Source organism: Herbaspirillum hiltneri N3, assembly GCF_001267925.1.
Lineage (GTDB): Bacteria > Pseudomonadota > Gammaproteobacteria > Burkholderiales > Burkholderiaceae_D > Herbaspirillum > Herbaspirillum hiltneri.
In genome coordinates this window covers 1,191,492-1,212,901 of the sequence record NZ_CP011409.1, presented here as the reverse complement: position 1 = coordinate 1,212,901, position 21,410 = coordinate 1,191,492, and the positions used below count along the sequence as shown (strand labels likewise).

Below are 21,410 nucleotides of genomic sequence, written 5' to 3'. Positions count from 1 at the left end.
CCATTGCCGCCGCGCCCGGTCCATTACAATCTCGTCTATCCGGCACTTGTGCAGCAAAAAGGGAATCATCATGAAATGGGAAGGCAATCGCGAAAGCGACAATGTGGAAGATCGCCGCGGCGAGGACTCCGGCGGTGGAGGCGGGGGCGGCTTTTCCTTCGGCGGCGGCCGTTCCATCGGGCTGGGCGGCATCGTCGTCGCGCTGGTGGCGTCCTACTTCCTCGGCGTCAATCCGCTGACCGTCATCAACATGCTCAGCGGCGGTGGCGGCCAGCTCGCGCCCGTGCAGCAATCGGCGCCGGCCCACAAGCCGCCGCCGAACGACCAGATGGCGCGCTTCGTATCGACCGTGCTGGCCGACACCGAGGATACCTGGGGAGAAATCTTCAAAGCCGGCGGCGCCACCTATGTGCGGCCGAAGCTGGTGCTGTTTTCCGGCTCCACCCCGACCGCCTGCGGCACCGGCCAGACGGCCACCGGGCCGTTCTATTGCCCCGGCGACCAGAAGGTCTACATCGACCTGAGTTTTTATCAATTGATGAAACAGCGCTTCAACGTCTCCGGCAACTTTGCGCAAGCGTATGTGATCGCGCACGAAGTCGGCCACCACGTGCAGAACCTGCTCGGCATTTCCGGGAAGGTCGACAAGGCCCGCCGCAACATGTCCGAGAAGCAGTCCAACGCGCTCTCCGTGAAGCTTGAGTTGCAGGCCGACTGCTTCGCAGGCGTCTGGGCTTACCATGCCAACGAAGCGCGCCACATCATCGAAAACGGCGACATCGAAGAAGCGCTCAACGCCGCCTCGGCCATCGGCGACGACGCCCTGCAGCGGCAGGCGCGCGGCGAAGTGGTGCCGGATTCGTTCACGCACGGCACCTCGGCGCAGCGCGTGAGCTGGTTCAAGCGCGGCATCACCGAAGGCAAGGTGAGCGCCTGCAATACCTTCGAAGCAAAGAAGCTTTAAGAGGCTCACATGGAAATTTCCTACTGGTGCATCCTGATCGCCGGCCTGCTGCCCATCCTCACGGTATCGGTGGCGAAGTACGGCCGTCGCGATTTCGACAACGGCGAACCGCGCGCCTGGCTCGACAAACAAACCGGCCTGCGCCGCCGCGCCGACTATGCGCATCGCAACCACTTCGAGGCGTTTCCGTTCTTTGCGGCGGCCGTGCTGGTGGCTCAGCAAACCGGCGCGGCGCAAGAATGGATCGACGGCCTGGCGCTGGCTTTCATCGCCGCGCGCGTGGTCTATACTGCGCTCTATCTGAACGACCTGCCTAGCCTGCGCTCGCTGTCGTGGACCGTCGGCTATGCCTGTGTCCTCAGCCTGTTCGCCGTTTCCGCCCTCCACTTGTAAACACATGAGCAATCCCGACCTACAAATCCTGCACGATGCACTGAACGACCTGCGCGACGGCGACATTAATGTCGCCGCTTTTTGCAGCGCCTGGCGCGCGCAGACCGATCTGATCAAACGCCTGCCGCCACGCTACGAAGAAGTCGCCGAGGACCTGCTCGGCCGGCTCGAAGCCGGCAGCCTGTTCACGGAGGAAAGCTGCTCCTTCAGCCAGGAAGACTTGCTCGACAACCTGGCGCTCTGGCTGCACAAGGCCGAGAAGACATTGGTCTGAGGCGTAGTCACTCAGTCACGCGGTCATTCAATCAATGCAGCAGCCTCACTGAAACATCCGCACCATCACGACAAGGTACATATGCAACACCTGGAATTCGAACTGCAAGGCCCCTACGTGGAACTGAACCAGCTGCTGAAACTGGTCGGCATCTGCGACAGCGGCGGCGCCGGCAAAGCCATCGTCGCCGACGGCAACGTCAAGGTCGACGGCCGGCAGGAGCTGCGCAAGACCTGCAAGATCACCGCCGGCCAGACCGTGGCGCTGGGCGACGTACGCATCCGCGTGCTGGCCGGACCAGCAGCGACATGACGGCGACCGAAACCGTCGACACGGTCCTGGCGTTCTGGTTCGGCGCCGACGCCGCTGACAGCGACGTCAACGCGGTGGCAGGTCGCCAGTCCGGTCTATGGTGGGGCAAAGATCCCGCCGTGGACCAGACCATCAAGGCGCGCTTCGAAACCAGCCTGCTGGCTGCGCGCGACAACAAGCTCGATGACTGGGCCGACACGCCCGCCGGCCTGCTGGCGCTGATCCTGTTGCTGGACCAGTTCCCGCGCAATATCTATCGCGACAGCGCCACCGCGTTCGACTTCGACGAGCTGGCGCGCCAGTGTTGCCACCTTGGTCTGGCGCAGGGATACGATCAGCAATTGCCACCGCTGCAACGCGTCTTCTTTTATCTGCCGCTGGAGCACTCGGAAGACATTGAGGACCAGGAATATTGCGTGCAGCTGTTCCGCGCGCTGGCGAAACAGATCGCCAAAGAGGATCCGGCGTCCGCCGAGACCTTCAACGGCTACCTCAAGTTTGCCGACCGGCATCATGCAATCGTTGCGCGCTTCGGGCGCTTTCCCCATCGCAATGCGATCCTGGGCAGAGCATCGACGGCGGAAGAGACGGCGTTTCTGAAAGAACCGTATTCTTCATTCTGAATTCACATAAGGATGTGAATATTTATTCGTTCTGGCGCATATGGTGTCGGTGCTAAGCTCCTTTCCATCGCAGCAAGCCTGATGGAATGGAGAATCCCATGACCGACGTCACCACCGCCGTAGCAGCCCCTGCCGAATCAACCCTTGCCACTGCAACCGTCACCGATCTGCAGGCCTATCGCCGGCAGGGCGCCGCGCGCCAGATGGCGCAGCAGCCGATTGCCACGCATTTCCAGAGCGCACGCGACGGCTGGTCGCTGTCGGCATTCCATCCTTTTGCGGGTTCCGCACGCACCAACCTGCGCTGAAGAGGATCCCGCCATGACCGCTGAACTGCGCATCGCCGAACCCGTGCCGCACCTGCATGCAGTAGCGCCTCAGGTTCCCGGCAACGACATCGAAGACATCGTCGCCGAAAACCTCTCGCGACTGCGCGCCCTGCGCCATCTGTCTCTTGACGGCCTGGCGCGCAAGTCCGGCGTGAGCCGCGCCATGCTGGCGCAGATAGAATCAGGCCGCAGCGTGCCGACCATCCGCGTATTGCAACGCGTGGCGTCCGCCTTGCAAGTGTCGGTGTCGGCTTTCCTGCGCAACTTCGCGCCGCAGGGATTTGCCGTATTGCCTGTACAAGACTCGCCGCGCACAGTCAGCGGCAACGGCCGCTTTTCCAGCCGCAGCCTGTACCCCGCAGGCGAACGCCGTTTCGAATTCCACGAACTGAAGCTTGACGCGCTGTCGACCGAACACCTGCCGGCGCTGGTGCCGGGCGTGCAAAAGAACCTGGTCATCACGCACGGCACGCTGGAAATCGAGATCAACGATCATCGCCGGCTGCTCGGCACCGGCGACGCCATCTTCTTCGACGCCGACCATGCGCACAGCTACCACAATCCGGCCAATGTCGACGCCGTGGCCTATGTCGTCACGCAATATCCGGAGACGCGCACGGTGTAACTCCGCCGGGGAGCCATTAGCCTTCAATATTTCGACGGTTGACGCGTCATAACGTGTATCTGGAGTATGGATACATCGAGATCGAAGACCGAATGCGGCTAGAAGATGTAGATAGATACGCTAGGTAAGCAAACAATCGTAGTTTAAGCGCGCTCTATCGCAGCAAAACCGGCATTGCCGTTCCCAAACACCCGCAAAATATCGTCTTTCCGAAATACAACTCGGCGAGGCCATGTGATCAGGACGGTTCCCCCTTCTCTCCCATTTACCTTCACGCCGCGCTCCACGCAACACGGTTTCACGCTGGTGGAAGTGCTGGCGGCGATTGTCATTCTGGCGCTGGCCGCTTCCGGCGCCGCGGCGATGCAGCTCCATGCCCTGCGCACTGCGCAGGACAGCGCTTACCAATCGGCCGCGCTGCAACTGGCGGTGGAATTGGCGGAACTGTTGCGCACCTCCGCCAATGCAGACGCCTATCAATTTGAGTACCGCGCCGGCGCCGGGCCATCTGCCGCCTGCGCCCGCACAGATTGCGACCTCACCACCTGGAAGCAGCGCCTGGCCGACGCCTTGCCGCGCGCACGCGTGGTGGTGTGCAAGGACGATGCGCCGATCCTCAACGCGACGCTGCGCTGGCCGTGCAACGGCGCCGGGGGCCCCTTGCTGATCAAGATCGGCTGGGCCACGCGGGAACCGACAACGACGCAATCGGAACCGCCGCCCATCCTGGCGCTGCCGGTGGAGGGATGAATGCACCGCTACCAGCAAGGCCTGACGCTGATCGAACTGATGATCGCCATGGCGCTCGGCACGGGCGTGGTGCTCGCCGCCGTGGCGCTGATGCAGGCGGCCCGCTCAAGCTATCTGAGCGTCGCCGACAGCGCCCAGGTCCAGGAGAACGGCCGCTACGCGCTCGACCTGATCGAGCGCAGCGTGCGGCAGGCAAACTACGTGCCGCAAGACAATCCGGCGTTCCTGCGCAGCGGCCTCGAAGCTCTGGAGCCAGGTATCTTCGGCATCGACAACGCCAGGGTCGACGAGCATTCAAGCGGATTTTCGTCGCGGTCCGCCAACCGCGATGCACACGGCAGCGATTTGCTGGCGATACGCTTCTTCGGATCCGGACCAAGGAATCGGCCCGACAACGACATGCTCAATTGCGCCGGCTTCGCCGTACCCGGACCGGACAGCGCGACCGCGCTTTCTGATTTCGAGACGATGCGTGGCCAGAGCATTTTCTACGTCGCCCCCGACGGCACCAACGAACCGGAACTGCGTTGCAAATACCTGGCGCGCGACGGTGGCTGGAGCGCTGCCGCCATCGTGCGCGGGGTCGAGTCCTTCCAGGTGCTGTACGGCCTGCGTAACAACGGCGGCGATCTTGACTATGTAAGCGCCACGCGCGTCGGCGAGCGCTGGCGCGAAGTGGCAGCGGTCCGAATCGCACTGCTGATGCATGGCGAGCGCAATATCCGGGACGGTGGCACACCTATCGTACATCGCCTGTTCGGCGCGGCGTATCAGGACGGCCAGGACGTCGGTGCGGTGATTGATGAAGCAAAGCTGCCCGCGCCGATGCAACAACGCATGCGCAAGCTGTTCCAGACCACGATCCGGTTGCGCAATTCCGCGCGATGAACACTCGATGAACACCGCACGCCATCAACGCGGCGCCTCGCTGCTCATTGTGCTGCTGATGCTGGTGGTGGTGATGCTGTTCGGTGTCTCGTCGGCGCAGCTCACGCTCATGAACGAGAAATCCTCGCGCAACGACCGCGACCGCCACATTGCCTTCCAGGCTGCGGAAGCGGGGCTGCGCGACGCCGAACGCGATATCGCCGGCGGCCGCGTCACGCTGGAAGCATTCCCGGACCAGGCCGGCGCCTGCCACGGCATCGGTGCTTACGGCGGTCTGTGCCTGGCCACGGCCAGTGTCGCGCCGTGGCGGCTCACCAATTTCAGCGCACCGGCGCCGTCAGTGAGCTACGGCCGCTTCACGGGACTCAGCTTCCCGCACGGCGCCGCGTCGCTGCCGGCACAACCGCCGCGCTACCTGATCGAGTTGATCAGGCTCGCCACCGCAGACCGGCAAGTTGTGACGCGCTATCGCGTGACCGCAGTCGGCTTCGGCCCACGCCAAAGCACGCAAGTGATGTTGCAAACCGTACTCGACACGAACTCGCCGTCAACGCGCCTGAGCTGGCGCGAAATCAACAACTGAAACCGTCGAAACGGCACGCAAGATTTCCACATCCCCGGAGAAAACCATGTCCCGTCCTCACCATGATCCATATCCTCATCGCGGTTTCACCCTGATCGAACTGATGTGCGTGTTATGCATCATCGGCATGCTGGCGCTGTTTGCCTATCCGTCCTATCAATCGCACATACGCAAGGCGCGCCGCACCGAAGCGCGTGCGGCACTGATGCAAGCCATGCAGCAACAGGAACGCCACTTCACGCAGCACAATGCCTACCGCGCGTATGGCGACGCCGCCACGGCCGGATCGTTCAGATGGCTGTCGGGCGACACCGAGGCCGGCAGCGCCTATCGCATCTCCGCCGGCGAATGCAGCGGAGGCACCTTGCAGGAATGCATCGTGCTGTCGGCGACGCCTGCCGGAGGATTCATTGATGCCCAATGCGGCACGCTGACGCTCAACAGTCGCGGCGAACGAACCATCGCCGGTCTCTCGCCGACTGCCGCGCCCGAGGCATGCCGATGAAACCAGACCCGATGCGTCCCGCCGGCTTCACCCTGCCTGAACTGCTGGTCGTACTTGCCGTGGTCGGCGTGCTGTTGGCGGCCGGTGTTCCCGGCCTGCGCGGCTATACGCGAAACCAGCAGCTTGCGAACGCCGCCAATGCCTTCCTGGGCGCGCTCAACCTGGCCCGCAGCGAAGCCATCCGGCGCGGCAGCCGGGTCGACCTGGCGCCGCGCGACGGCAGCAGATGGGAAAACGGCTGGGTGGTCTTCGCCAACAAGCCAGGCGACGCCAACCTGCAATTCGACGCCGGCGATGAGTTGATCTATAGCCATGACAGCTTGCCTGCCGGCCTCAGCATGGCTACCACGCTCAGCGACAAGTCGGCGCCCTACATCGCTTACAATGGCAACGGCAGGACGCGCAACAATATCAGCGACCGGGCGCCGCAGTGGGGTTCGTGGCAATTTTCGCTGGATGGAAGAACGCGCCTGGTCAGACTTGGAATCCTGGGCCGCGCCCGCATCTGCAATCCGGCGGATGACCGAAGCTGCAGATTCACGTCCGATCCTGCGCCCGCAACCAACCGCAACATCGCACCGCTCTGAATCCAATGTCCATCTACGACCTCTTCATCGAAAACGACCAGCAAGCCATGGCGCTGGCGTTGCAACAGGCCGAACAAGGCATGTTTACGACCACGCCCAACCCGCGTGTCGGCTGTGTCATCGTGCGCGACGGTCGCATCATCGGCGCCGGTTTCACCCAGCCGCCGGGCGGCAATCACGCTGAAATCCAGGCTATGGACGACGCCCGGCAACGCGGCAACGACGTACGCGGCGCCACCGTCTATGTCACACTGGAACCCTGCAGCCATTTCGGCCGCACCCCTCCCTGCGCCGACGCGCTGATCAAGGCCGGCGTCGGCAAGGTGGTGTCGGCGATGACCGATCCCAATCCGCTGGTGGCCGGCAAGGGCCTGGAAAAATTGCAGGCTGCCGGCATCGCCGTGGTCTCCGGCGTGTTGCGGGAACAGGCCCGCGAAATGAACATCGGCTTCTTCAAGCGCATGCTGTACGGCACGCCCTGGGTGCGCATGAAGTCGGCTGCCAGCCTCGACGGCAAGACCGCGTTGCACAACGGCAAGAGCCAGTGGATCACCGGCCAGGCGGCGCGTGACGACGGCCATTTCTGGCGCGCGCGCGCCTGCGCCATCCTTACCGGCATCGGCACCGTCAAGGACGACAATCCGCAACTCAGCGTACGCGCCGTCGATACCCCGCGTCAGCCGCGCCGCATTGTGGTCGACAGCAACCTGAGGCTGTCGCCGGACGCCAACATTCTCGCCGGCGGCGGCACCTGGGTCTTTACCGCCAGTGAAGACCGTGCCCGCATCGCTGCGCTGGAAGAGCGCGGCGCCGAGGTCATCGTGCTGCCCAACGCCGCCGGCAAGGTCGACCTGCCGCGCACGATCGCCGAATTGGGCAAGCGCAACCTCAACGAAATCCACATCGAAGCCGGCTCCAAACTCAATGCCTCGCTGATCCGCGAAGGCTGCGTCGACGAGCTGCTGTTGTACCTTGCACCCAGCCTGCTGGGCGACGGCCGCAGTATGTTCGACCTGCCGGCGCTGGACGACCTGTCCGGCAAGATCGCGCTGCGTTTCCATGAGATCAAGCAGATCGGCGAGGATTTGCGTATCCTTGCGCGGTTCAGCTAGTCTCCCTGTTCAGTCACTTATTTGGATCCCATCATGTTCACAGGTATCGTAGCCGCCGTCGGCAACATCACTTCCGTTCAACCGCTGGGCAACTCCGCCGACGCCGGCGTGCGCCTCGACATCGACGCCGGTGCGCTGGCGATGGACGACGTCGCGCTGGGCGACTCGATCGCGCTCAACGGCGCCTGCATGACGGTGGTGGAAAAAACCGCCCGCGGATTCACCGTCGACGTATCGCGCGAGAGTCTCAACCTCACTGCCGGCCTCGATGCACCGGGCGAAGTGAACCTGGAAAAAGCCCTGACCCTGGCCGAACGCCTCGGCGGCCACCTGGTCTCCGGCCACGTCGACGGCCTCGGCGTGGTCAACAAGTTCGAACCGGTGGGCGAATCGTGGGAGCTGATCGTCGAAGCACCCAAGTCGCTCGCCAAATATCTCGCCTACAAAGGCTCGATCGTCGTCAATGGCGTCTCGCTGACCGTCAACCGCGTGGAAGATGTCGCCAACGGCTGCCGCTTCTCGATCAACCTGATCCCGCACACGATCCAGGTCACCACGCTCAAGCACCTGAAAGTCGGGGGCAAGGTCAATCTGGAGATCGACCTGATTGCGCGCTACGTCGAGCGCATGCTTTCGACCACGAATAAATAAACACTCGCGCGTACCGCTGGTGCAAGCGTGAAGCGCGCTGACCGGAACTCATTCCATCAGGCGCGCACGCTCAGCCGGTAAGCCGTAGTCTGGCGATAGACCTGGCCCGGACGCAGGATCACGTCTTCGCGGTCGGGGCCGTTGACCTGGTCCGGATATGCCTGCGCTTCGAGACAGAAGCCGTCATGCGCGGCATAGGCCTGTGCGCCGCGCCCAGCGATTCCTTCCAGAAAATTACCGCTGTAAAACTGCAGGCCGTTCTCGGTGGTGGCGACCGTCAGTTCACGCCCCGAACCGGGATCGTAGACCGTCGCCACATCGCGCAACGCCTGCACGTTGCGGCTGCGTGACGTGGTTGCGGGATCTCCCGGACGCAGGCAATAGCAGTGATCGAAACCGCCGGCGATGCCGAGCTGAGCGTCGGGCCAGGCGAGGCGCGCACCGATCGGCGCCGGCTGGCGAAAATCGAAAGCACTGCCGGCCACCTCCGCCGCCTTGTTGGGGATCAACGCGCGGTCGACCTGCAGATAGCGATCCGCATCGATGGACAGAATGTGATCGCAGATATCGTCGACACCGCCGTTCAGGTTGAAGTAGCCATGCGAAGTCAGGTTGAGCGGCGTCGGGGCGTCGCTGGTGGCGGTGTAATCGATGCTCAGCCACCCTTCGTCGTCAAGCCGGTACAGTACCGACGCCAGTACATTGCCGGGGAAGCCGGCGGCGCCGTGCGGCGAGGCCAGCGTCATGCGCAAGCCTTCCGGATCGGCTTGCACCTGCCACGGCAGCAAGTGGAATCCGCCGGAGCCGCCGTGCAGATGATTGTCGCCTTCATTGCGGTCGAGCTGGTAGTCGACGCCGTCGAGCACAAAACGGCCGGCGGCGATGCGATTGCCCCAGCGTCCGATCACGCCGCCGAAGTATGGCGTGTTGGCGAGATAGCCCTGCTGGTCCGGATAGCCGAGCAGAACGTCGGCTTCGCGACCGTAGCGGTCCTGCGCCCACCAAGAAATCAGCGTGGCGCCGCGATTGCTGATGACGACGCGCATGTCGTGTGCATTGCGCAGGGTGTACAAGGTAACGCCATGGCCGGCGGACGTGCTGGAGAGGGTGAAATGTGTCATGTCGTCAAAATGCAGCGGCGGATCAATCGCCGTGGATGGGTTCTTGCTGTAAAGGGAGAGAGGACGACTGACTTGACGCCGCGCCCTGCATCAGCTGTTCCTGATATTCGCGCGGCGTGCAGCCGAGCTCGCGCTTGAACACCGCGTGCATGTATTGCACCGAAGTGAAACCGCAGCTGACGGCGATCTCGGCGACGTTGCCATGCGCCTGTTGCAACAGGCGTTTGGCGGCGTCGAGCTTGAAGCGCAGGATTTCGTCATGCACGCTGCGGCCGAGTTCGCGCCGGAAATACCAGTCCAGCGATGAGCGCGACACGCCGACGTAATCGGCGACCTGTTCGGTCTTGATACCCTGGCAGGCATACTGGCGGATGAAGTGCATCGCCTGCATCACGTGCGGATGGTTGCGCGCCTCGTGCCGGCTCGACGCCAGCACATTGATGCCGGCCGGTGGCACCAGGATGCGCTTGTCGGAAAACTGCGCGCCGTGGCCGTGCAGCATCTGATGCAGCAAATGCGCCGCCGTGCGGCCCATTTCCAGCGTGCCCTGAATCACGGAACTGAGCGGCACGCGCGTCAGGATGCGCGCCAGCGGATCATTGTCGATGCCGATCAGTGCGACCTGCTCCGGCACCGCGATGCCGGCGAACAGGCAGGCTTGCAACAATTGCCGCGCACGCGCATCGGTGACGGCGATGATGCCGATCGGCTTGGGCAGGCTGCGCACCCAGGCAATCTGCTGCTCCACGGCGGTGTCCCAGGACTGTGCGCTGGTGCCGACGCCACGGTAGACATGGCCTTGAATGCCGTCGCGCTGCATCAGCGATTCGAACGCCTTTTCGCGCTCTTGCGCCCAACGGTTGACGTCGGCTTGCGGCAGGCTGAAGCAGGCGAAATTCTGCAATCCGGCTTCGATCAGATGGTCGTAGGCCAGCTTGACCAGCTTGAAATTGTCGGTCGCGACATACGGCAGGTCTTTGGGATAGTCGGCCTCGTCGGCATAGGAGCCGCCGACGGCGACCACCGGTAATTGCACACGCGACAAGGCTTCCTGCATGGTCGGATCGTCGAAGTCGGCGATGATGCCGTGGCCCTGCCAGCGCTCGATGCCCTGGGGCCGGCAACGGAAATCTTCCTCCAGATACAAGTCCCACGACGCACGCGTGCTGCTCAGGTATTCACCGATGCCGGCAATGATGTCGCGGTCGAATATCTTGTTGCCGTTGAATAGCAGCGCAATGCGATGCACGGTCGGTACTTTTGTCACGCTGAATTCTCCGATGCCCGGCCGGCTGCAACCGTGATTGCGCCGGTGGGCGGTCTCCTGACGTCGTGGAACATCTCGCCGATGATGTCAGATCATCATCTTTTTGTTCCGTTCTTTTCTGATTTTTCGATTGTACCGAGACGCCGTCGCCGCGTCAGTCCAAATAGCCGTTTGTGCAAGTGCAATAGAAAGAATCGCACTGCCGGTTGGCGGATTTCGTAATTGTGGTGGCCGGTGCCCGGTTGCTAGTATGGCCGCACATCCAGCCTCGGCAAGGCGGCGATGGGCAGGAGCGGACTGGAGTCAGTATAAAAATGTCCGCCGACGCAGGAGCAGACCCCCTTAAAAATCATAATGAACACACTGGAGACAAGGCAATGAACGCAATCCTGAAAAAGAGTGTATTGGCCCTGATGGCGGCGACCACGATGTCGCTGGTCGCAGGCGGCGCGATGGCCGACGCCAAGAATCCCAAGATCGGTTTTTCCATCGATGACCTGCGCGTCGAACGCTGGGCGCGCGACCGCGACTTCTTCACCGCGGCGGCGGAAAAACTCGGCGCCAAGGTGTTCGTGCAATCCGCCGACGCCAGCGAAGCACGCCAGATTTCGCAAATTGAAAATCTCATCTCGCGCGGCGTTGACGTGATCGTGATCGTGCCGTTCAACGCAACGGTGCTGACCAACACCATCAAGGAAGCCAAGAAGGCCGGCATCAAAGTGCTGTCCTACGACCGCCTGATCCTCAACGCCGACGTCGATGCCTACATCTCGTTCGACAATGAAAAGGTTGGTGAAATGCAAGCCGAAGGCGTGGTCAAGGCGCAATCGAAAGGCAATTTCTACCTGCTCGGAGGATCCCCTACCGACAACAACGCCAAGATGCTGCGCGAAGGCCAGATGAAGGTGCTCAAGCCGCTGATCGACAAGGGCGACATCAAGATCGTCGGCCAGCAATGGGTGAAGGACTGGAATCCGACTGAAGCGCTTTCCATCGTCGAGAACGCTCTGACTGCCAACAACAACAAGATCGACGCCATCGTCGCCTCGAATGACGGAACGGCAGGCGGCGCCATCCAGGCGCTGGCAGCACAAAAACTGGCAGGCAAGGTGCCGGTCTCGGGCCAGGATGCCGACCTCGCAGCGATCAAGCGCGTGGTCGCCGGCACCCAGACCATGACGGTCTACAAGCCGCTCAAGCTGATCGCCACCGAGGCAGCCAACCTGTCGGTGCACCTGGCGCGCAATGAGAAGCCGAGCTACAACTCGCAGTACGACAACGGCTTCAAGAAGGTCGACACGGTGCTGCTCAAGCCGATTCCGCTGACCAAGGCCAACGTCAACATCCTGGTTGACGACGGCTTCTACACGCAGGCGCAGATCGGCGGCAAGTAAGCCCTCCCGCCACCCTGCCACCCGGCAGACAGGTACGGCGCCCGGTGGGCGTCGTACTTGCGTCGAACTCCGCATTTTTACATCCCCCACATCATTCCGCGAGCGCAGCATGTCAGAGTATCTGTTGGAAATGAAGGGCATCGTCAAACAGTTTGACGGTGTCCGCGCCCTCGACGGCATCGACCTGAAAATCAAGGCCGGCGAATGTGTCGGCCTGTGCGGCGAGAACGGCGCCGGCAAGTCCACGCTGATGAAAATCCTCTCCGGCGTCTATCCGCACGGCACCTGGGATGGCGATATCCTGTGGGACGGCAAGCCTTTGGTCGCCCATTCCGTGCGCGACACCGAAGCGGCCGGCATCGTCATCATCCACCAGGAACTGATGCTGGTGCCCGAGCTGTCGGTGGCGGAGAACATTTTCATGGGCCACGAGCTGACGCTGCCCGGCGGCCGCATGAATTATCCCGCCATGTACCGGCGCGCCGAAGAACTCATGCGCGAACTGAACATGCCGGACATCAACGTCGCCCTGCCGGTCATGCAATACGGCGGCGGCCACCAGCAACTGGTGGAGATCGCCAAGGCGCTCAACAAGAAGGCGCGCCTGCTGATCCTCGACGAGCCGTCGTCGTCGCTGACCGCCTCTGAAATCGCCGTGCTGCTGAAGATCATCAAGGATCTCAAGGCCAAGGGCGTGGCCTGCGTCTATATTTCACACAAACTCGACGAGGTGGCCGCCGTGTGCGACACCATTTCTGTCATCCGCGACGGCAAGCACATCGCCACCACGCCGATGGAAGAGCTCGACGTCGACCGCATCATCACGCAGATGGTCGGACGCGAAATCACCGCGATGTACCCGAGTCGCGATCATGAGGTCGGCGAGATCGTGTTCGAAGCGCATCACATGACCTGCTTCGATGTCGACAATCCCAAACGCAAGCGCGTCGACGACGTCTCGTTCTCGGTACGGCGCGGCGAGATCCTCGGCATCGCCGGCCTGGTCGGCGCGGGCCGCACCGAGCTGGTGTCGGCGATCTTCGGCGCCTATCCGGGCCGTTGCGAAGGAGAAGTCCGGATGAACGGCGCGCGCGTCGACACCGGCACGCCTCTCAAGTCCATCCGGCTCGGCCTGTGCATGGTGCCGGAAGACCGCAAGCAGCACGGCATCGTGCCCGACCTCAACGTCGGCCAGAACATCACGCTGACGGTATTGAAGAACTTCTCGCGCGGCACCCGCATCGACGGCGAGGCCGAACTGCAAGCCGTACACGGGGAAATCTCCCGCATGCGGCTCAAGACCGCCAGCCCCTTCCTACCCATCACCGGCCTGTCCGGCGGCAACCAGCAGAAGGCGGTGCTGGCCAAGATGCTGCTGGCGCATCCCAAGGTCCTGATCCTCGACGAGCCCACGCGCGGCGTCGACGTCGGCGCCAAGGCGGAAATCTACCGCCTGATCTCCGAACTGGCGAAACAGGGCGTGGCCGTGATCATGGTGTCGTCCGAACTGGCGGAAGTGCTGGGCGTCTCCGACCGCGTACTGGTCATCGGCGAAGGCAAGCTGCGCGGCGACTTCCCCAACCAGAACCTGACGCAGGAAATGGTGCTGGCGGCGGCCATCAACCAGTCGCCGCAACAACGGCTGCACGCAGCTGCATAACAACCATCTGGAATCAAGCATGACTTCGACTATCCGTACAGGCAACGGCGCGGCCAACACCGCCGCCATCAAACAACTCTTCAGCCGCTACAAGATCATGGCGCTGCTCATCGCCATCGCCATCATCTGGGCCTTCTTCAGCTGGAAGACCGAAGGCGGTTTCGTGACGCCGCGCAATCTCTCCAATCTGCTGCGCCAGATGTCGGTCACCGGTATCCTGGCCTGCGGCATGGTGCTGGTCATCATCGCCGGTGAAATCGATCTGTCGGTCGGCTCGCTGCTCGGGCTGCTGGGCGGCGTCGCCGCCATCCTGAACGTCACGCACAACCTGCCGCTGCCGCTCAATCTCTTCCTCGTGCTGACGCTGGGATTGCTGCTCGGGTTGTTCAACGGCTACCTCACGGCGTACATGCGCATCCCCTCCTTCATCGTCGGGCTGGGCGGCATGCTGGCGTTTCGTGGCGTGCTGCTGGGCATCACCGGCGGTCTCACGATTGCGCCGGTGTCGAGCGACCTGGTGTATCTGGGCCAGGGCTACCTGCCGGCCAGCTTCGGCGTCGCGCTGGTGATCGTACTGTTCGTGCTGGCGCTGGCGTTGACCTGGCGCCAGCGCGCCAACCGGGCCCGCCATGCGCTGCCGGTGCCGCCGCTGTGGCGCGACGCGATCAAGGTGGCGCTGATCGGCGCCGTGCTGCTGGCCTTCGTACGCACGCTCAACAGCTATGACGGCATCCCGGTGCCGGTGCTGCTGTTGCTGGCGTTACTCGGCCTGTTCAGCTATGTCACCACGCAAACCGTGTTCGGCCGCCGCATTTATTCGGTGGGCAGCAACATGGAAGCCACGCGCCTGTCCGGCGTCAACGTGCAGTCGGTCAAGCTGTGGGTGTTCGGCATCATGGGCGTGATGTGCGCGCTGGCCGGACTGGTCAACACCGCCCGCCTGGCGGCAGGATCTCCGTCGTCGGGCAGCATGGGCGAACTCGACGCCATCGCGGCCTGCTTCATCGGCGGCACGTCGATGCGCGGCGGCTCGGGCACTATCTACGGTGCCCTGATCGGCGCGCTGGTGATGGCCAGCCTGGACAACGGCATGTCGATGCTCGACGTCGGCACCTACTGGCAAATGATCGTCAAGGGCAGCATCCTGATGCTGGCCGTGTGGGTCGACGTCAGCACCCGCTCGGGCCGTTGAGCGGCCTGTTTCCATCCCATTCTGAAAAGAGGAACGCCATGCAAGCGACCATGCAAGCGATACCGGCCCACGCCGCCTTGCCCACCGATCTGGCCGATGCGCTGCTGATCGGCCGCGTCTGGAGGAACAGCAAGATCAACGGCCCCTGCGTGGTCGCCGTGCGCCATGGCCAGGTATTCGACATTACTGCGGCGGCGCCGACCGTGGCCGACCTGCTCGACGCCGAAGACCTGTTGCACATCGCCCGCCACGCTCCCGGCGAAGCGCTGGGCAGCGTACTCGACCTGGTGCATCACGCCCTCCACAGCCAGGACGACACCAGCAGGCCGCTGCTGCTGGCGCCTTGCGACATCCAGCCGATCAAGGCCTGCGGCGTGACCTTCGCGGTCAGCATGCTGGAGCGCGTGATCGAGGAGAAAGCCGCCGGCGACGCCGCTCGCGCGGAGGCGCTGCGCAAGGAATTGCAGGCCAGCATCGGCGCCGATCTGTCTTCCATCCGGCCCGGTTCGGAAGCCGCTGCAAAGCTCAGGCAGGAACTCGTCAAACGCAACGCCTGGTCGCAATACATGGAAGTCGGCATCGGCCCCGACGCGGAAGTGTTCTCGAAAGCGCAGGCGATGTCGGCGCTGGGACTGGGCGCCGACGTCGGCCTGCATCCGGCTTCGCAATGGAACAACCCCGAGCCCGAAATCGTGCTGGCCGTCAACAGCTGCGGCGAAGCGGTCGGTGCGACGCTGGGCAACGACGTCAATCTGCGCGACATTGAAGGCCGCAGTGCGCTGCTGCTGGGCAAGGCCAAGGACAACAACGGCTCATGCGCCATCGGCCCGTTCATCCGCCTGTTCGACGAGCGTTTCACGATCGACACGGTGCGCCAGGCCGAAGTGTCACTGTGCATCGAAGGCGAGGACGGCTTCCGTCTCGACGGCGTCAGCTTCATGCGCGAGATCAGCCGCGATCCGCTCGACTTGGTGCAGCAGACCTGCGGTGCACATCACCAGTATCCGGACGGCTTCATGCTGTTCCTCGGCACCATGTTCTCGCCGATCAAGGATCGCGATGCAGCCGGCGCCGGCTTCACCCATCATCTGGGCGACCGCGTCACCATCGCCAGCCCGGCGTTGGGCGCGCTGGTCAATCACGTGCAACACAGCGACGCCATCGCCCCCTGGACTTTCGGCATCCGCTCGCTTTATCGCTATCTGGCCGGGCGCGGCCTGACAGATTCAGTGCCATCCTCAAGGAGAACAGCAGCATGACAGCATCACCATCGGCCTCCCTCGCAACCGCGCCGGCAGCACCAACCGCATCGGCGCCTTTCGAGCACGCCGTCTACCGCAGCCTGGCCGGCAAGCGCGTCGTCATCACCGGCGGCGGCACCGGCATCGGCGCGGCGCTGGTGGAAGCCTTCGCGCAGCAAGGCGCACAGGTATTCTTCCTCGATATCGCCGAGCGCGAGTCGCGCGAACTGGAAACCGCACTGCGCGACTCGCCGCTGCCGCCGACCTTCATGCATTGCGATCTGCTCGATCTGGACGCACTGGCGGCAAGTTTCGCCGCCATTGAAAAAACCGCCGGCGCCGTCGACATCCTCATCAACAACGCCGCCAACGACGACCGCCACAAGGTGGCCGAGGTGACGCCGGCCTACTGGGACGAGCGCATGGCGGTCAACCTGCGTCACCAGTTCTTTTGCGCGCAGGCGGTCACGCCGGGGATGCGCAACATGGGACGCGGCGTGATCCTGAATTTCGGCTCGATCTCGTGGCACCTGGCGCTGCCGGGCCTGGCGCTGTACATGACCGCCAAGGCCGCCATCGAAGGGCTGACGCGCGCTCTCGCGCGCGACCTCGGCGTGCACGGCATCCGCGTGAACTGCATCATTCCCGGCGCAGTGCGCACGCCGCGCCAGATGCGCCTGTGGCACAGCCCGGAAGAAGAAGCCAAGATCCTCGCGTCGCAATGCCTGTACGAGCGCGTGGAACCCCATGACGTTGCGGCGCTGGCGTTATTCCTGGCGTCCGACAGCGCATCAAAATGCTCCGGACGCGACTACTTCGTCGACGCCGGCTGGTACGGCGCATGAGTGCGGCTGCTCCGACCTGCGTATGGCCGGTCGGCGCCGAACTGGGCGAAGGCCCGGTCTGGCATGCGGCGCAAGAGACCTTCTACTTCGTCGATATCAAAGGCCGCGCGCTGCATCGCTGCGATGCCGACGGCGGCCGTCGGCAAAGCTGGAGCACGCCGCGGCAACCGGGCTTCGTGCTGCCCTGCGACGATGGAAGTCTGCTGTGCGGCATGCAAGGCGGCCTTTATCGGTTCGACGCGAACACCGGAAGTTTCACGTTGCTGCAAACGGTTGAAGAAGAGCTTCCCGGCAATCGCATCAACGACGGTTTCGCCGACCGGCACGGCCGCCTGTGGTTCGGTACCATGGACGACGCCGAGGAAAATCCGAGCGGTTCGCTGTATCGCCGCGACCGCGAAACCCTGAGCAAACAGGACCGCAATTACGTCATCACCAACGGCCCGGCCATGAGCCCGGATGGAAAAACGCTGTATCACACGGACACATTGCTGCGAACGGTATATGCTTTCGATGTCGACGCGGCGGGAAATTTGTCCGGCAAGCGCCCCTTCATTGCCATTGACGGCTCCGGCTATCCGGACGGCATGGCGGTGGATGCCGAGGGTTGCCTGTGGATCGCCCTGTTCGGCGGGTGGCGCATCGAGCGTTTCCTGCCGTCCGGAGAACTGGCCGGCGTGCTTCCCTTCCCGTGCGCCAACATCACCAAGCTGGCCTTCGGCGGCGCTGACCTGCAGACCGTGCAGGTCACCACTGCGTGGAAAGGCCTGTCGCCGGACGAACGCCTGAAGCAGCCGCTCGCGGGCGGCTTGTTTTCGTTCCGTGCCGACACGCCTGGCCTGGCTCAACATCACCTATTGACAGAGGTATAGAAGTGACAAATCAACATCAGACACCGCGCCGTTTCCGTTCCCAGGACTGGTTCGACAATCCGGACCACATCGACATGACGGCGTTGTATCTGGAACGTTTCATGAACTACGGCATCACCGCCGAAGAACTGCGCTCCGGCCGTCCCATCATCGGCATCGCCCAAAGCGGCAGCGACATCAGCCCCTGCAACCGCATCCATCTTGAACTGGCGCGCCGCGTGCGCGACGGCATCCGCGACGCCGGCGGCATCCCGATGGAATTCCCGCTGCATCCGATCTTTGAAAACTGCCGTCGCCCGACTGCGGCGATCGACCGCAATCTCTCGTATCTCGGGCTGGTGGAAATCCTGCACGGCTATCCGATCGACGCCGTGGTGCTGACGACCGGCTGCGACAAGACCACGCCGGCGCAGATCATGGCCGCCTCCACCGTCGACATCCCGGCCATCGTGCTGTCCGGCGGTCCGATGCTGGACGGCTGGATGGACGGCGAGCTGGTCGGTTCCGGCGCCGCCATATGGAAGGGTCGTCGCCAGTTGTCGGCGGGCCAGATCGACAATGAGAAATTCCTCGAGATCGCCGCCGCATCGGCGCCCTCGTCCGGACACTGCAACACCATGGGTACGGCCTCGACCATGAACGCCATGGCTGAAGCGCTCGGCATGTCGCTGACCGGCTGCTCCGCGATCCCCGCGCCGTATCGCGAGCGCGGACAGATGGCCTACGAAACCGGCCGCCGCATCGTCGGCATGGCGTACGAAGACCTGCGCCCTTCGGCGATCCTGACGCGCGACGCCTTCCTCGACGCCATCGTGGTCAACGCCGCCATCGGCGGCTCCACCAATGCCCAGCCACACATCATGGCGATGGCGCGCCACGCCGGTGTCGAGCTGCATTCGGACGACTGGATGAAGTACGGCTACGACGTGCCGCTGCTGCTCAACATGCAACCGGCCGGCAAATATCTGGGCGAGCGCTTCCACCGCGCCGGCGGCGTGCCGGCCATCATGTGGGAACTGCAACAGGCCGGCAAGCTGCGCGCCGACCGTCTCACCGCCGGTGGCAAGACCATGGCGCAGAATCTCGAAGGCCGCGAAAGCCATGACCGCGAAGTGGTGTTCCGCTTTGATGCGCCACTGCGCGAACGCGCGGGCTTCCTGGTCCTCAAGGGCAACCTGTTCGACTTCGCCATCATGAAGACCAGCGTGATTTCGGACAGCTTCCGCTCGCGCTACCTCAGCACGCCAGGCAGCGAAGGCATCTTCGAATGCAATGCGGCAGTGTTCGACGGCTCCGACGATTACCATGCCCGCATCAACGATCCGGCGCTGGGCATCGACGAGAACACCATCCTGGTGATTCGCGGCGCCGGTCCGGTCGGCTGGCCCGGCTCGGCAGAAGTGGTCAACATGCAACCGCCCGACGCACTGCTGCGGCGTGGCGTCACGACCTTGCCGACGCTCGGCGACGGTCGCCAGTCCGGCACATCGGACAGTCCGTCGATCCTCAACGCCTCGCCCGAAAGCGCGGTCGGCGGCGGTCTCGCCTACCTGCGCACCGGCGACAAGATCCGCATCGACCTCAACACCGGGCGCTGCGACATGCTGATCAGCGACGAAGAGCTGGCTACACGCAAAGCCGAGGGCATCCCTGCGGTACCGGCCAGCCAGACGCCTTGGCAAGAGATTTATCGCGACACCGTGGGCCAGCTCGAAACCGGCGCCGTGATGGAACTCGCCGTCAAATACCAGGGCATCGCCAAGGTGCTGCCGCGTCACAATCACTGACGCGCGGTGCCTGTGGTGACGGACGGCTGCTGCTTTCAGCGCCGTCCGTCACCGGCCCCGATCACCTGCGATCAGCAGCAATCACCAGCGCCCTTCCGGGCGCTTTTTTATTGCCATTTCTCCCATCGAAAATCGTAAATCCGCAGCCCTTAGACGACTGGTCTAATTTTAGGCTATGATTAAGCGTTGGCTTCATTTCGGCTGTTGCATCCATCGGATGAATCGGGCCGCAAAGCTTCGGAGACAGTGATTTCACTGTCTTTTTTATTCCGTCTTTCATTTCCATCAAAGGATATTCATGACTTCCTTGTTCGATCCCATCAAGCTCGGCGACATCTCGCTCGCAAATCGCTTCGTCATGGCCCCGCTCACGCGCAGCCGTGCCGTTGAAGGCCTCAAACCCGGTCCGCTCACGGTTGAGTACTATCGCCAGCGCGCCACGGCCGGCCTGATCATCGCCGAAGCCACCCAGATCAGCCCGATGGGCCAGGGTTACATCAACACCCCCGGCATCTATTCAGCCGAGCAAGTGTCCGCGTGGCGTGAAGTCACCGGCGCCGTACATGCGGCCGGCGGTAAGATCGTGCTGCAGTTGTGGCATGTCGGCCGCATCTCGCACACTTCCTTCCTGCCCGGCGGCGTAGCGCCGGTGTCCTCAACCAACCGTGCCGCCAACGCCAAGACCTTCACCACCGAGGGCTATAGCGACGTGTCGACGCCGCGCGCTTTGCGCGACGCCGAACTGCCGGCGCTGGTCGAGGACTACCGCAAGGCGGCGCGCAATGCCATCGACGCCGGTTTTGACGGCGTTGAAGTGCATGCCGCCAACACTTACCTGCTGGAACAGTTCCTGCGCGACAGCGTCAATGATCGCAGCGGCCCTTATGGCGGCAGCATCCAGAATCGCGCGCGCCTGTTGCTTGAAGTCATGCAGGCAGTCACCAAGGAAATCGGCGCAGCCCGCACCGGCATTCGTCTGAGCCCGATGACGACTTTCAATGACACGGCGGTCGACAGCGATCCGCAAGCACTCTACAACTACGTGGTAGAGCAGATCGCACCGTTGGGCCTGGCCTATCTACATGTGATCGAAGGCGAAACCGGCGGCTCCCGCCTGCCTGAAGGCGCGCCGGTGAAGTTCGACTACGCGGCGTTACGCAGCCGTTTCCCCGGTGCCTTCATCGTCAACAACGGCTTCGACGGCGCAGAAGGACAAGCTGTGCTGGAAGCCGGCAAGGCGGATGCCATCGCGTTCGGCCGGCCGTTCATCGCCAATCCGGACCTGGTGCGTCGCGTGCGCGAAGCCAAGCCGCTCAACCCGCTGCGCGCGGACGGTTTGTATGGCGGCGGCGCGGAAGGCTATACCGACTATCCTGCGCTGACGGCATAGTCATTCGCGTCCACAAAGATTAGCGATGCAGCCAAGCGCCCCTCC

At 63.3% G+C, this 21,410-nt stretch carries 25 protein-coding genes; 22 read left to right on the top strand and 3 right to left on the bottom strand.

Annotated elements, in window-relative coordinates; genetic code table 11:
* Positions 1-70: 70 nt before the first annotated feature.
* The 14 genes from ypfJ to F506_RS05410 all read left to right on the top strand — a co-directional run bounded on the left by ypfJ (position 71) and on the right by F506_RS05410 (position 8,596).
* Positions 71-964 (top strand): KPN_02809 family neutral zinc metallopeptidase, encoded by an 894-nt coding sequence (ypfJ, locus tag F506_RS05475; RefSeq protein WP_053195695.1) that lies wholly within the window; start codon positions 71-73, stop codon positions 962-964.
* Positions 965-973: 9 nt separating this feature from the next.
* Complete coding sequence (locus tag F506_RS05470; protein WP_053195694.1) at positions 974-1,357, top strand: MAPEG family protein; 384 nt, start codon at positions 974-976, stop codon at positions 1,355-1,357.
* Positions 1,358-1,361: 4 nt separating this feature from the next.
* Positions 1,362-1,631 carry a hypothetical protein gene (locus tag F506_RS05465; protein ID WP_053195693.1) on the top strand — a complete coding sequence of 90 codons (270 nt, stop codon included), beginning with the start codon at positions 1,362-1,364 and terminating at the stop codon, positions 1,629-1,631.
* An 81-nt stretch (positions 1,632-1,712) separates the two neighbouring features.
* Entirely contained in the window at positions 1,713-1,943 is a 231-nt protein-coding gene (locus F506_RS05460) for an RNA-binding S4 domain-containing protein (protein WP_053195692.1), read from the top strand.
* A complete protein-coding gene (locus F506_RS05455; RefSeq protein ID WP_053195691.1) occupies positions 1,940-2,566 on the top strand; it encodes a DUF924 family protein in 627 nt (208 codons plus the stop codon). The genes F506_RS05460 and F506_RS05455 overlap by 4 nt, the downstream gene beginning before the upstream one ends.
* Before the next feature lie 98 nt (positions 2,567-2,664).
* Positions 2,665-2,874 (top strand): hypothetical protein, encoded by a 210-nt coding sequence (locus F506_RS05450; RefSeq protein ID WP_053195690.1) that lies wholly within the window; start codon positions 2,665-2,667, stop codon positions 2,872-2,874.
* 13 nt (positions 2,875-2,887) lie between these two features.
* Positions 2,888-3,520 carry a helix-turn-helix domain-containing protein gene (locus F506_RS05445; RefSeq protein ID WP_083457613.1) on the top strand — a complete coding sequence of 211 codons (633 nt, stop codon included), beginning with the start codon at positions 2,888-2,890 and terminating at the stop codon, positions 3,518-3,520.
* A 234-nt stretch (positions 3,521-3,754) separates the two neighbouring features.
* Positions 3,755-4,270: a type IV pilus modification protein PilV gene (gene pilV / locus F506_RS05440; RefSeq protein WP_158443117.1), complete on the top strand. Its 516-nt coding sequence runs from the start codon at positions 3,755-3,757 to the stop codon at positions 4,268-4,270.
* Positions 4,271-5,158: a PilW family protein gene (locus tag F506_RS05435; RefSeq protein WP_053195688.1), complete on the top strand. Its 888-nt coding sequence runs from the start codon at positions 4,271-4,273 to the stop codon at positions 5,156-5,158.
* Between the two features lie 7 nt (positions 5,159-5,165).
* Entirely contained in the window at positions 5,166-5,741 is a 576-nt protein-coding gene (locus F506_RS05430) for a pilus assembly PilX family protein (protein ID WP_053195687.1), read from the top strand.
* Between the two features lie 46 nt (positions 5,742-5,787).
* A complete protein-coding gene (locus F506_RS05425) occupies positions 5,788-6,246 on the top strand; it encodes a type IV pilin protein (RefSeq protein ID WP_053195686.1) in 459 nt (152 codons plus the stop codon).
* On the top strand, positions 6,243-6,833 hold the full coding sequence (locus F506_RS05420) for a GspH/FimT family pseudopilin (protein ID WP_158443116.1): 591 nt from the start codon (positions 6,243-6,245) through the stop codon (positions 6,831-6,833). Before F506_RS05425 ends, F506_RS05420 begins: the two co-directional genes overlap by 4 nt.
* A 5-nt stretch (positions 6,834-6,838) precedes the next feature.
* Positions 6,839-7,945 (top strand): bifunctional diaminohydroxyphosphoribosylaminopyrimidine deaminase/5-amino-6-(5-phosphoribosylamino)uracil reductase RibD, encoded by a 1,107-nt coding sequence (ribD, locus tag F506_RS05415; RefSeq protein ID WP_053195684.1) that lies wholly within the window; start codon positions 6,839-6,841, stop codon positions 7,943-7,945.
* 33 nt (positions 7,946-7,978) lie between these two features.
* Positions 7,979-8,596 (top strand): riboflavin synthase, encoded by a 618-nt coding sequence (locus F506_RS05410; protein WP_053201281.1) that lies wholly within the window; start codon positions 7,979-7,981, stop codon positions 8,594-8,596.
* A 56-nt stretch (positions 8,597-8,652) separates the two neighbouring features.
* On the opposite strand, the gene F506_RS05405 is transcribed toward F506_RS05410, so the two are convergent.
* Together F506_RS05405 and F506_RS05400 are read right to left on the bottom strand one after the other, a co-directional pair.
* Positions 8,653-9,717: an aldose epimerase family protein gene (locus F506_RS05405; protein WP_053195683.1), complete on the bottom strand. Its 1,065-nt coding sequence runs from the start codon at positions 9,715-9,717 to the stop codon at positions 8,653-8,655.
* 22 nt (positions 9,718-9,739) lie between these two features.
* Positions 9,740-10,984, bottom strand: coding sequence for a XylR family transcriptional regulator (locus F506_RS05400; protein WP_053195682.1), 1,245 nt, complete (start codon positions 10,982-10,984; stop codon positions 9,740-9,742).
* Between the two features lie 377 nt (positions 10,985-11,361).
* On the opposite strand from F506_RS05400, the gene xylF reads away from it, so the two are divergent.
* From xylF to F506_RS05365, 7 genes are all read left to right on the top strand, one after another.
* A complete protein-coding gene (xylF, locus tag F506_RS05395) occupies positions 11,362-12,378 on the top strand; it encodes a D-xylose ABC transporter substrate-binding protein (RefSeq protein WP_053195681.1) in 1,017 nt (338 codons plus the stop codon).
* A gap of 109 nt (positions 12,379-12,487) precedes the next feature.
* The gene (xylG, locus tag F506_RS05390) at positions 12,488-14,038 is read left to right on the top strand and encodes a D-xylose ABC transporter ATP-binding protein (RefSeq protein WP_053195680.1); all 1,551 of its coding nucleotides are present in this window, start codon (positions 12,488-12,490) and stop codon (positions 14,036-14,038) included.
* A gap of 19 nt (positions 14,039-14,057) precedes the next feature.
* The gene (locus F506_RS05385; RefSeq protein ID WP_053195679.1) at positions 14,058-15,230 is read left to right on the top strand and encodes a sugar ABC transporter permease; all 1,173 of its coding nucleotides are present in this window, start codon (positions 14,058-14,060) and stop codon (positions 15,228-15,230) included.
* Positions 15,231-15,268: 38 nt separating this feature from the next.
* Positions 15,269-16,489, top strand: coding sequence for a fumarylacetoacetate hydrolase family protein (locus F506_RS05380; protein ID WP_407638222.1), 1,221 nt, complete (start codon positions 15,269-15,271; stop codon positions 16,487-16,489).
* Entirely contained in the window at positions 16,486-17,316 is an 831-nt protein-coding gene (locus tag F506_RS05375; protein ID WP_083457610.1) for an SDR family NAD(P)-dependent oxidoreductase, read from the top strand. Before F506_RS05380 ends, F506_RS05375 begins: the two co-directional genes overlap by 4 nt.
* Positions 17,313-18,188 carry an SMP-30/gluconolactonase/LRE family protein gene (locus F506_RS05370; RefSeq protein WP_053195678.1) on the top strand — a complete coding sequence of 292 codons (876 nt, stop codon included), beginning with the start codon at positions 17,313-17,315 and terminating at the stop codon, positions 18,186-18,188. The genes F506_RS05375 and F506_RS05370 overlap by 4 nt, the downstream gene beginning before the upstream one ends.
* Before the next feature lie 2 nt (positions 18,189-18,190).
* Positions 18,191-19,975, top strand: coding sequence for an IlvD/Edd family dehydratase (locus F506_RS05365; RefSeq protein ID WP_053195677.1), 1,785 nt, complete (start codon positions 18,191-18,193; stop codon positions 19,973-19,975).
* Positions 19,976-20,036: 61 nt separating this feature from the next.
* On the opposite strand, the gene F506_RS23020 is transcribed toward F506_RS05365, so the two are convergent.
* Positions 20,037-20,261, bottom strand: a complete 225-nt coding sequence (locus F506_RS23020) for a hypothetical protein (protein WP_144424002.1) — start codon at positions 20,259-20,261, stop codon at positions 20,037-20,039.
* A 12-nt stretch (positions 20,262-20,273) separates the two neighbouring features.
* Between F506_RS23020 and F506_RS05360 the strand changes: the two genes are divergently transcribed.
* On the top strand, positions 20,274-21,365 hold the full coding sequence (locus F506_RS05360) for an alkene reductase (RefSeq protein WP_053195676.1): 1,092 nt from the start codon (positions 20,274-20,276) through the stop codon (positions 21,363-21,365).
* Positions 21,366-21,410: the final 45 nt, after the last annotated feature.

Excerpts from the sequence above, each read along its gene's own strand:
- F506_RS05360 (WP_053195676.1), top strand. The coding sequence starts at position 20,274 with ATGACTTCCTTGTTCGATCCCATCAAGCTCGGCGACATCTCGCTCGCA.
- F506_RS05375 (WP_083457610.1), top strand. The coding sequence starts at position 16,486 with ATGACAGCATCACCATCGGCCTCCCTCGCAACCGCGCCGGCAGCACCA.
- ypfJ (WP_053195695.1), top strand. The coding sequence starts at position 71 with ATGAAATGGGAAGGCAATCGCGAAAGCGACAATGTGGAAGATCGCCGC.
- F506_RS23020 (WP_144424002.1), bottom strand. The coding sequence starts at position 20,261 with ATGGAAATGAAAGACGGAATAAAAAAGACAGTGAAATCACTGTCTCCG.
- F506_RS05420 (WP_158443116.1), top strand. The coding sequence starts at position 6,243 with ATGAAACCAGACCCGATGCGTCCCGCCGGCTTCACCCTGCCTGAACTG.
- F506_RS05410 (WP_053201281.1), top strand. The coding sequence starts at position 7,979 with ATGTTCACAGGTATCGTAGCCGCCGTCGGCAACATCACTTCCGTTCAA.
- F506_RS05370 (WP_053195678.1), top strand. The coding sequence starts at position 17,313 with ATGAGTGCGGCTGCTCCGACCTGCGTATGGCCGGTCGGCGCCGAACTG.
- F506_RS05450 (WP_053195690.1), top strand. The coding sequence starts at position 2,665 with ATGACCGACGTCACCACCGCCGTAGCAGCCCCTGCCGAATCAACCCTT.
- xylF (WP_053195681.1), top strand. The coding sequence starts at position 11,362 with ATGAACGCAATCCTGAAAAAGAGTGTATTGGCCCTGATGGCGGCGACC.
- F506_RS05385 (WP_053195679.1), top strand. The coding sequence starts at position 14,058 with ATGACTTCGACTATCCGTACAGGCAACGGCGCGGCCAACACCGCCGCC.
- F506_RS05435 (WP_053195688.1), top strand. The coding sequence starts at position 4,271 with ATGCACCGCTACCAGCAAGGCCTGACGCTGATCGAACTGATGATCGCC.
- F506_RS05380 (WP_407638222.1), top strand. The coding sequence starts at position 15,269 with ATGCAAGCGACCATGCAAGCGATACCGGCCCACGCCGCCTTGCCCACC.
- F506_RS05445 (WP_083457613.1), top strand. The coding sequence starts at position 2,888 with ATGACCGCTGAACTGCGCATCGCCGAACCCGTGCCGCACCTGCATGCA.
- F506_RS05430 (WP_053195687.1), top strand. The coding sequence starts at position 5,166 with ATGAACACCGCACGCCATCAACGCGGCGCCTCGCTGCTCATTGTGCTG.
- F506_RS05405 (WP_053195683.1), bottom strand. The coding sequence starts at position 9,717 with ATGACACATTTCACCCTCTCCAGCACGTCCGCCGGCCATGGCGTTACC.
- F506_RS05425 (WP_053195686.1), top strand. The coding sequence starts at position 5,788 with ATGTCCCGTCCTCACCATGATCCATATCCTCATCGCGGTTTCACCCTG.
- F506_RS05470 (WP_053195694.1), top strand. The coding sequence starts at position 974 with ATGGAAATTTCCTACTGGTGCATCCTGATCGCCGGCCTGCTGCCCATC.
- F506_RS05465 (WP_053195693.1), top strand. The coding sequence starts at position 1,362 with ATGAGCAATCCCGACCTACAAATCCTGCACGATGCACTGAACGACCTG.
- ribD (WP_053195684.1), top strand. The coding sequence starts at position 6,839 with ATGTCCATCTACGACCTCTTCATCGAAAACGACCAGCAAGCCATGGCG.
- F506_RS05455 (WP_053195691.1), top strand. The coding sequence starts at position 1,940 with ATGACGGCGACCGAAACCGTCGACACGGTCCTGGCGTTCTGGTTCGGC.
- F506_RS05460 (WP_053195692.1), top strand. The coding sequence starts at position 1,713 with ATGCAACACCTGGAATTCGAACTGCAAGGCCCCTACGTGGAACTGAAC.
- xylG (WP_053195680.1), top strand. The coding sequence starts at position 12,488 with ATGTCAGAGTATCTGTTGGAAATGAAGGGCATCGTCAAACAGTTTGAC.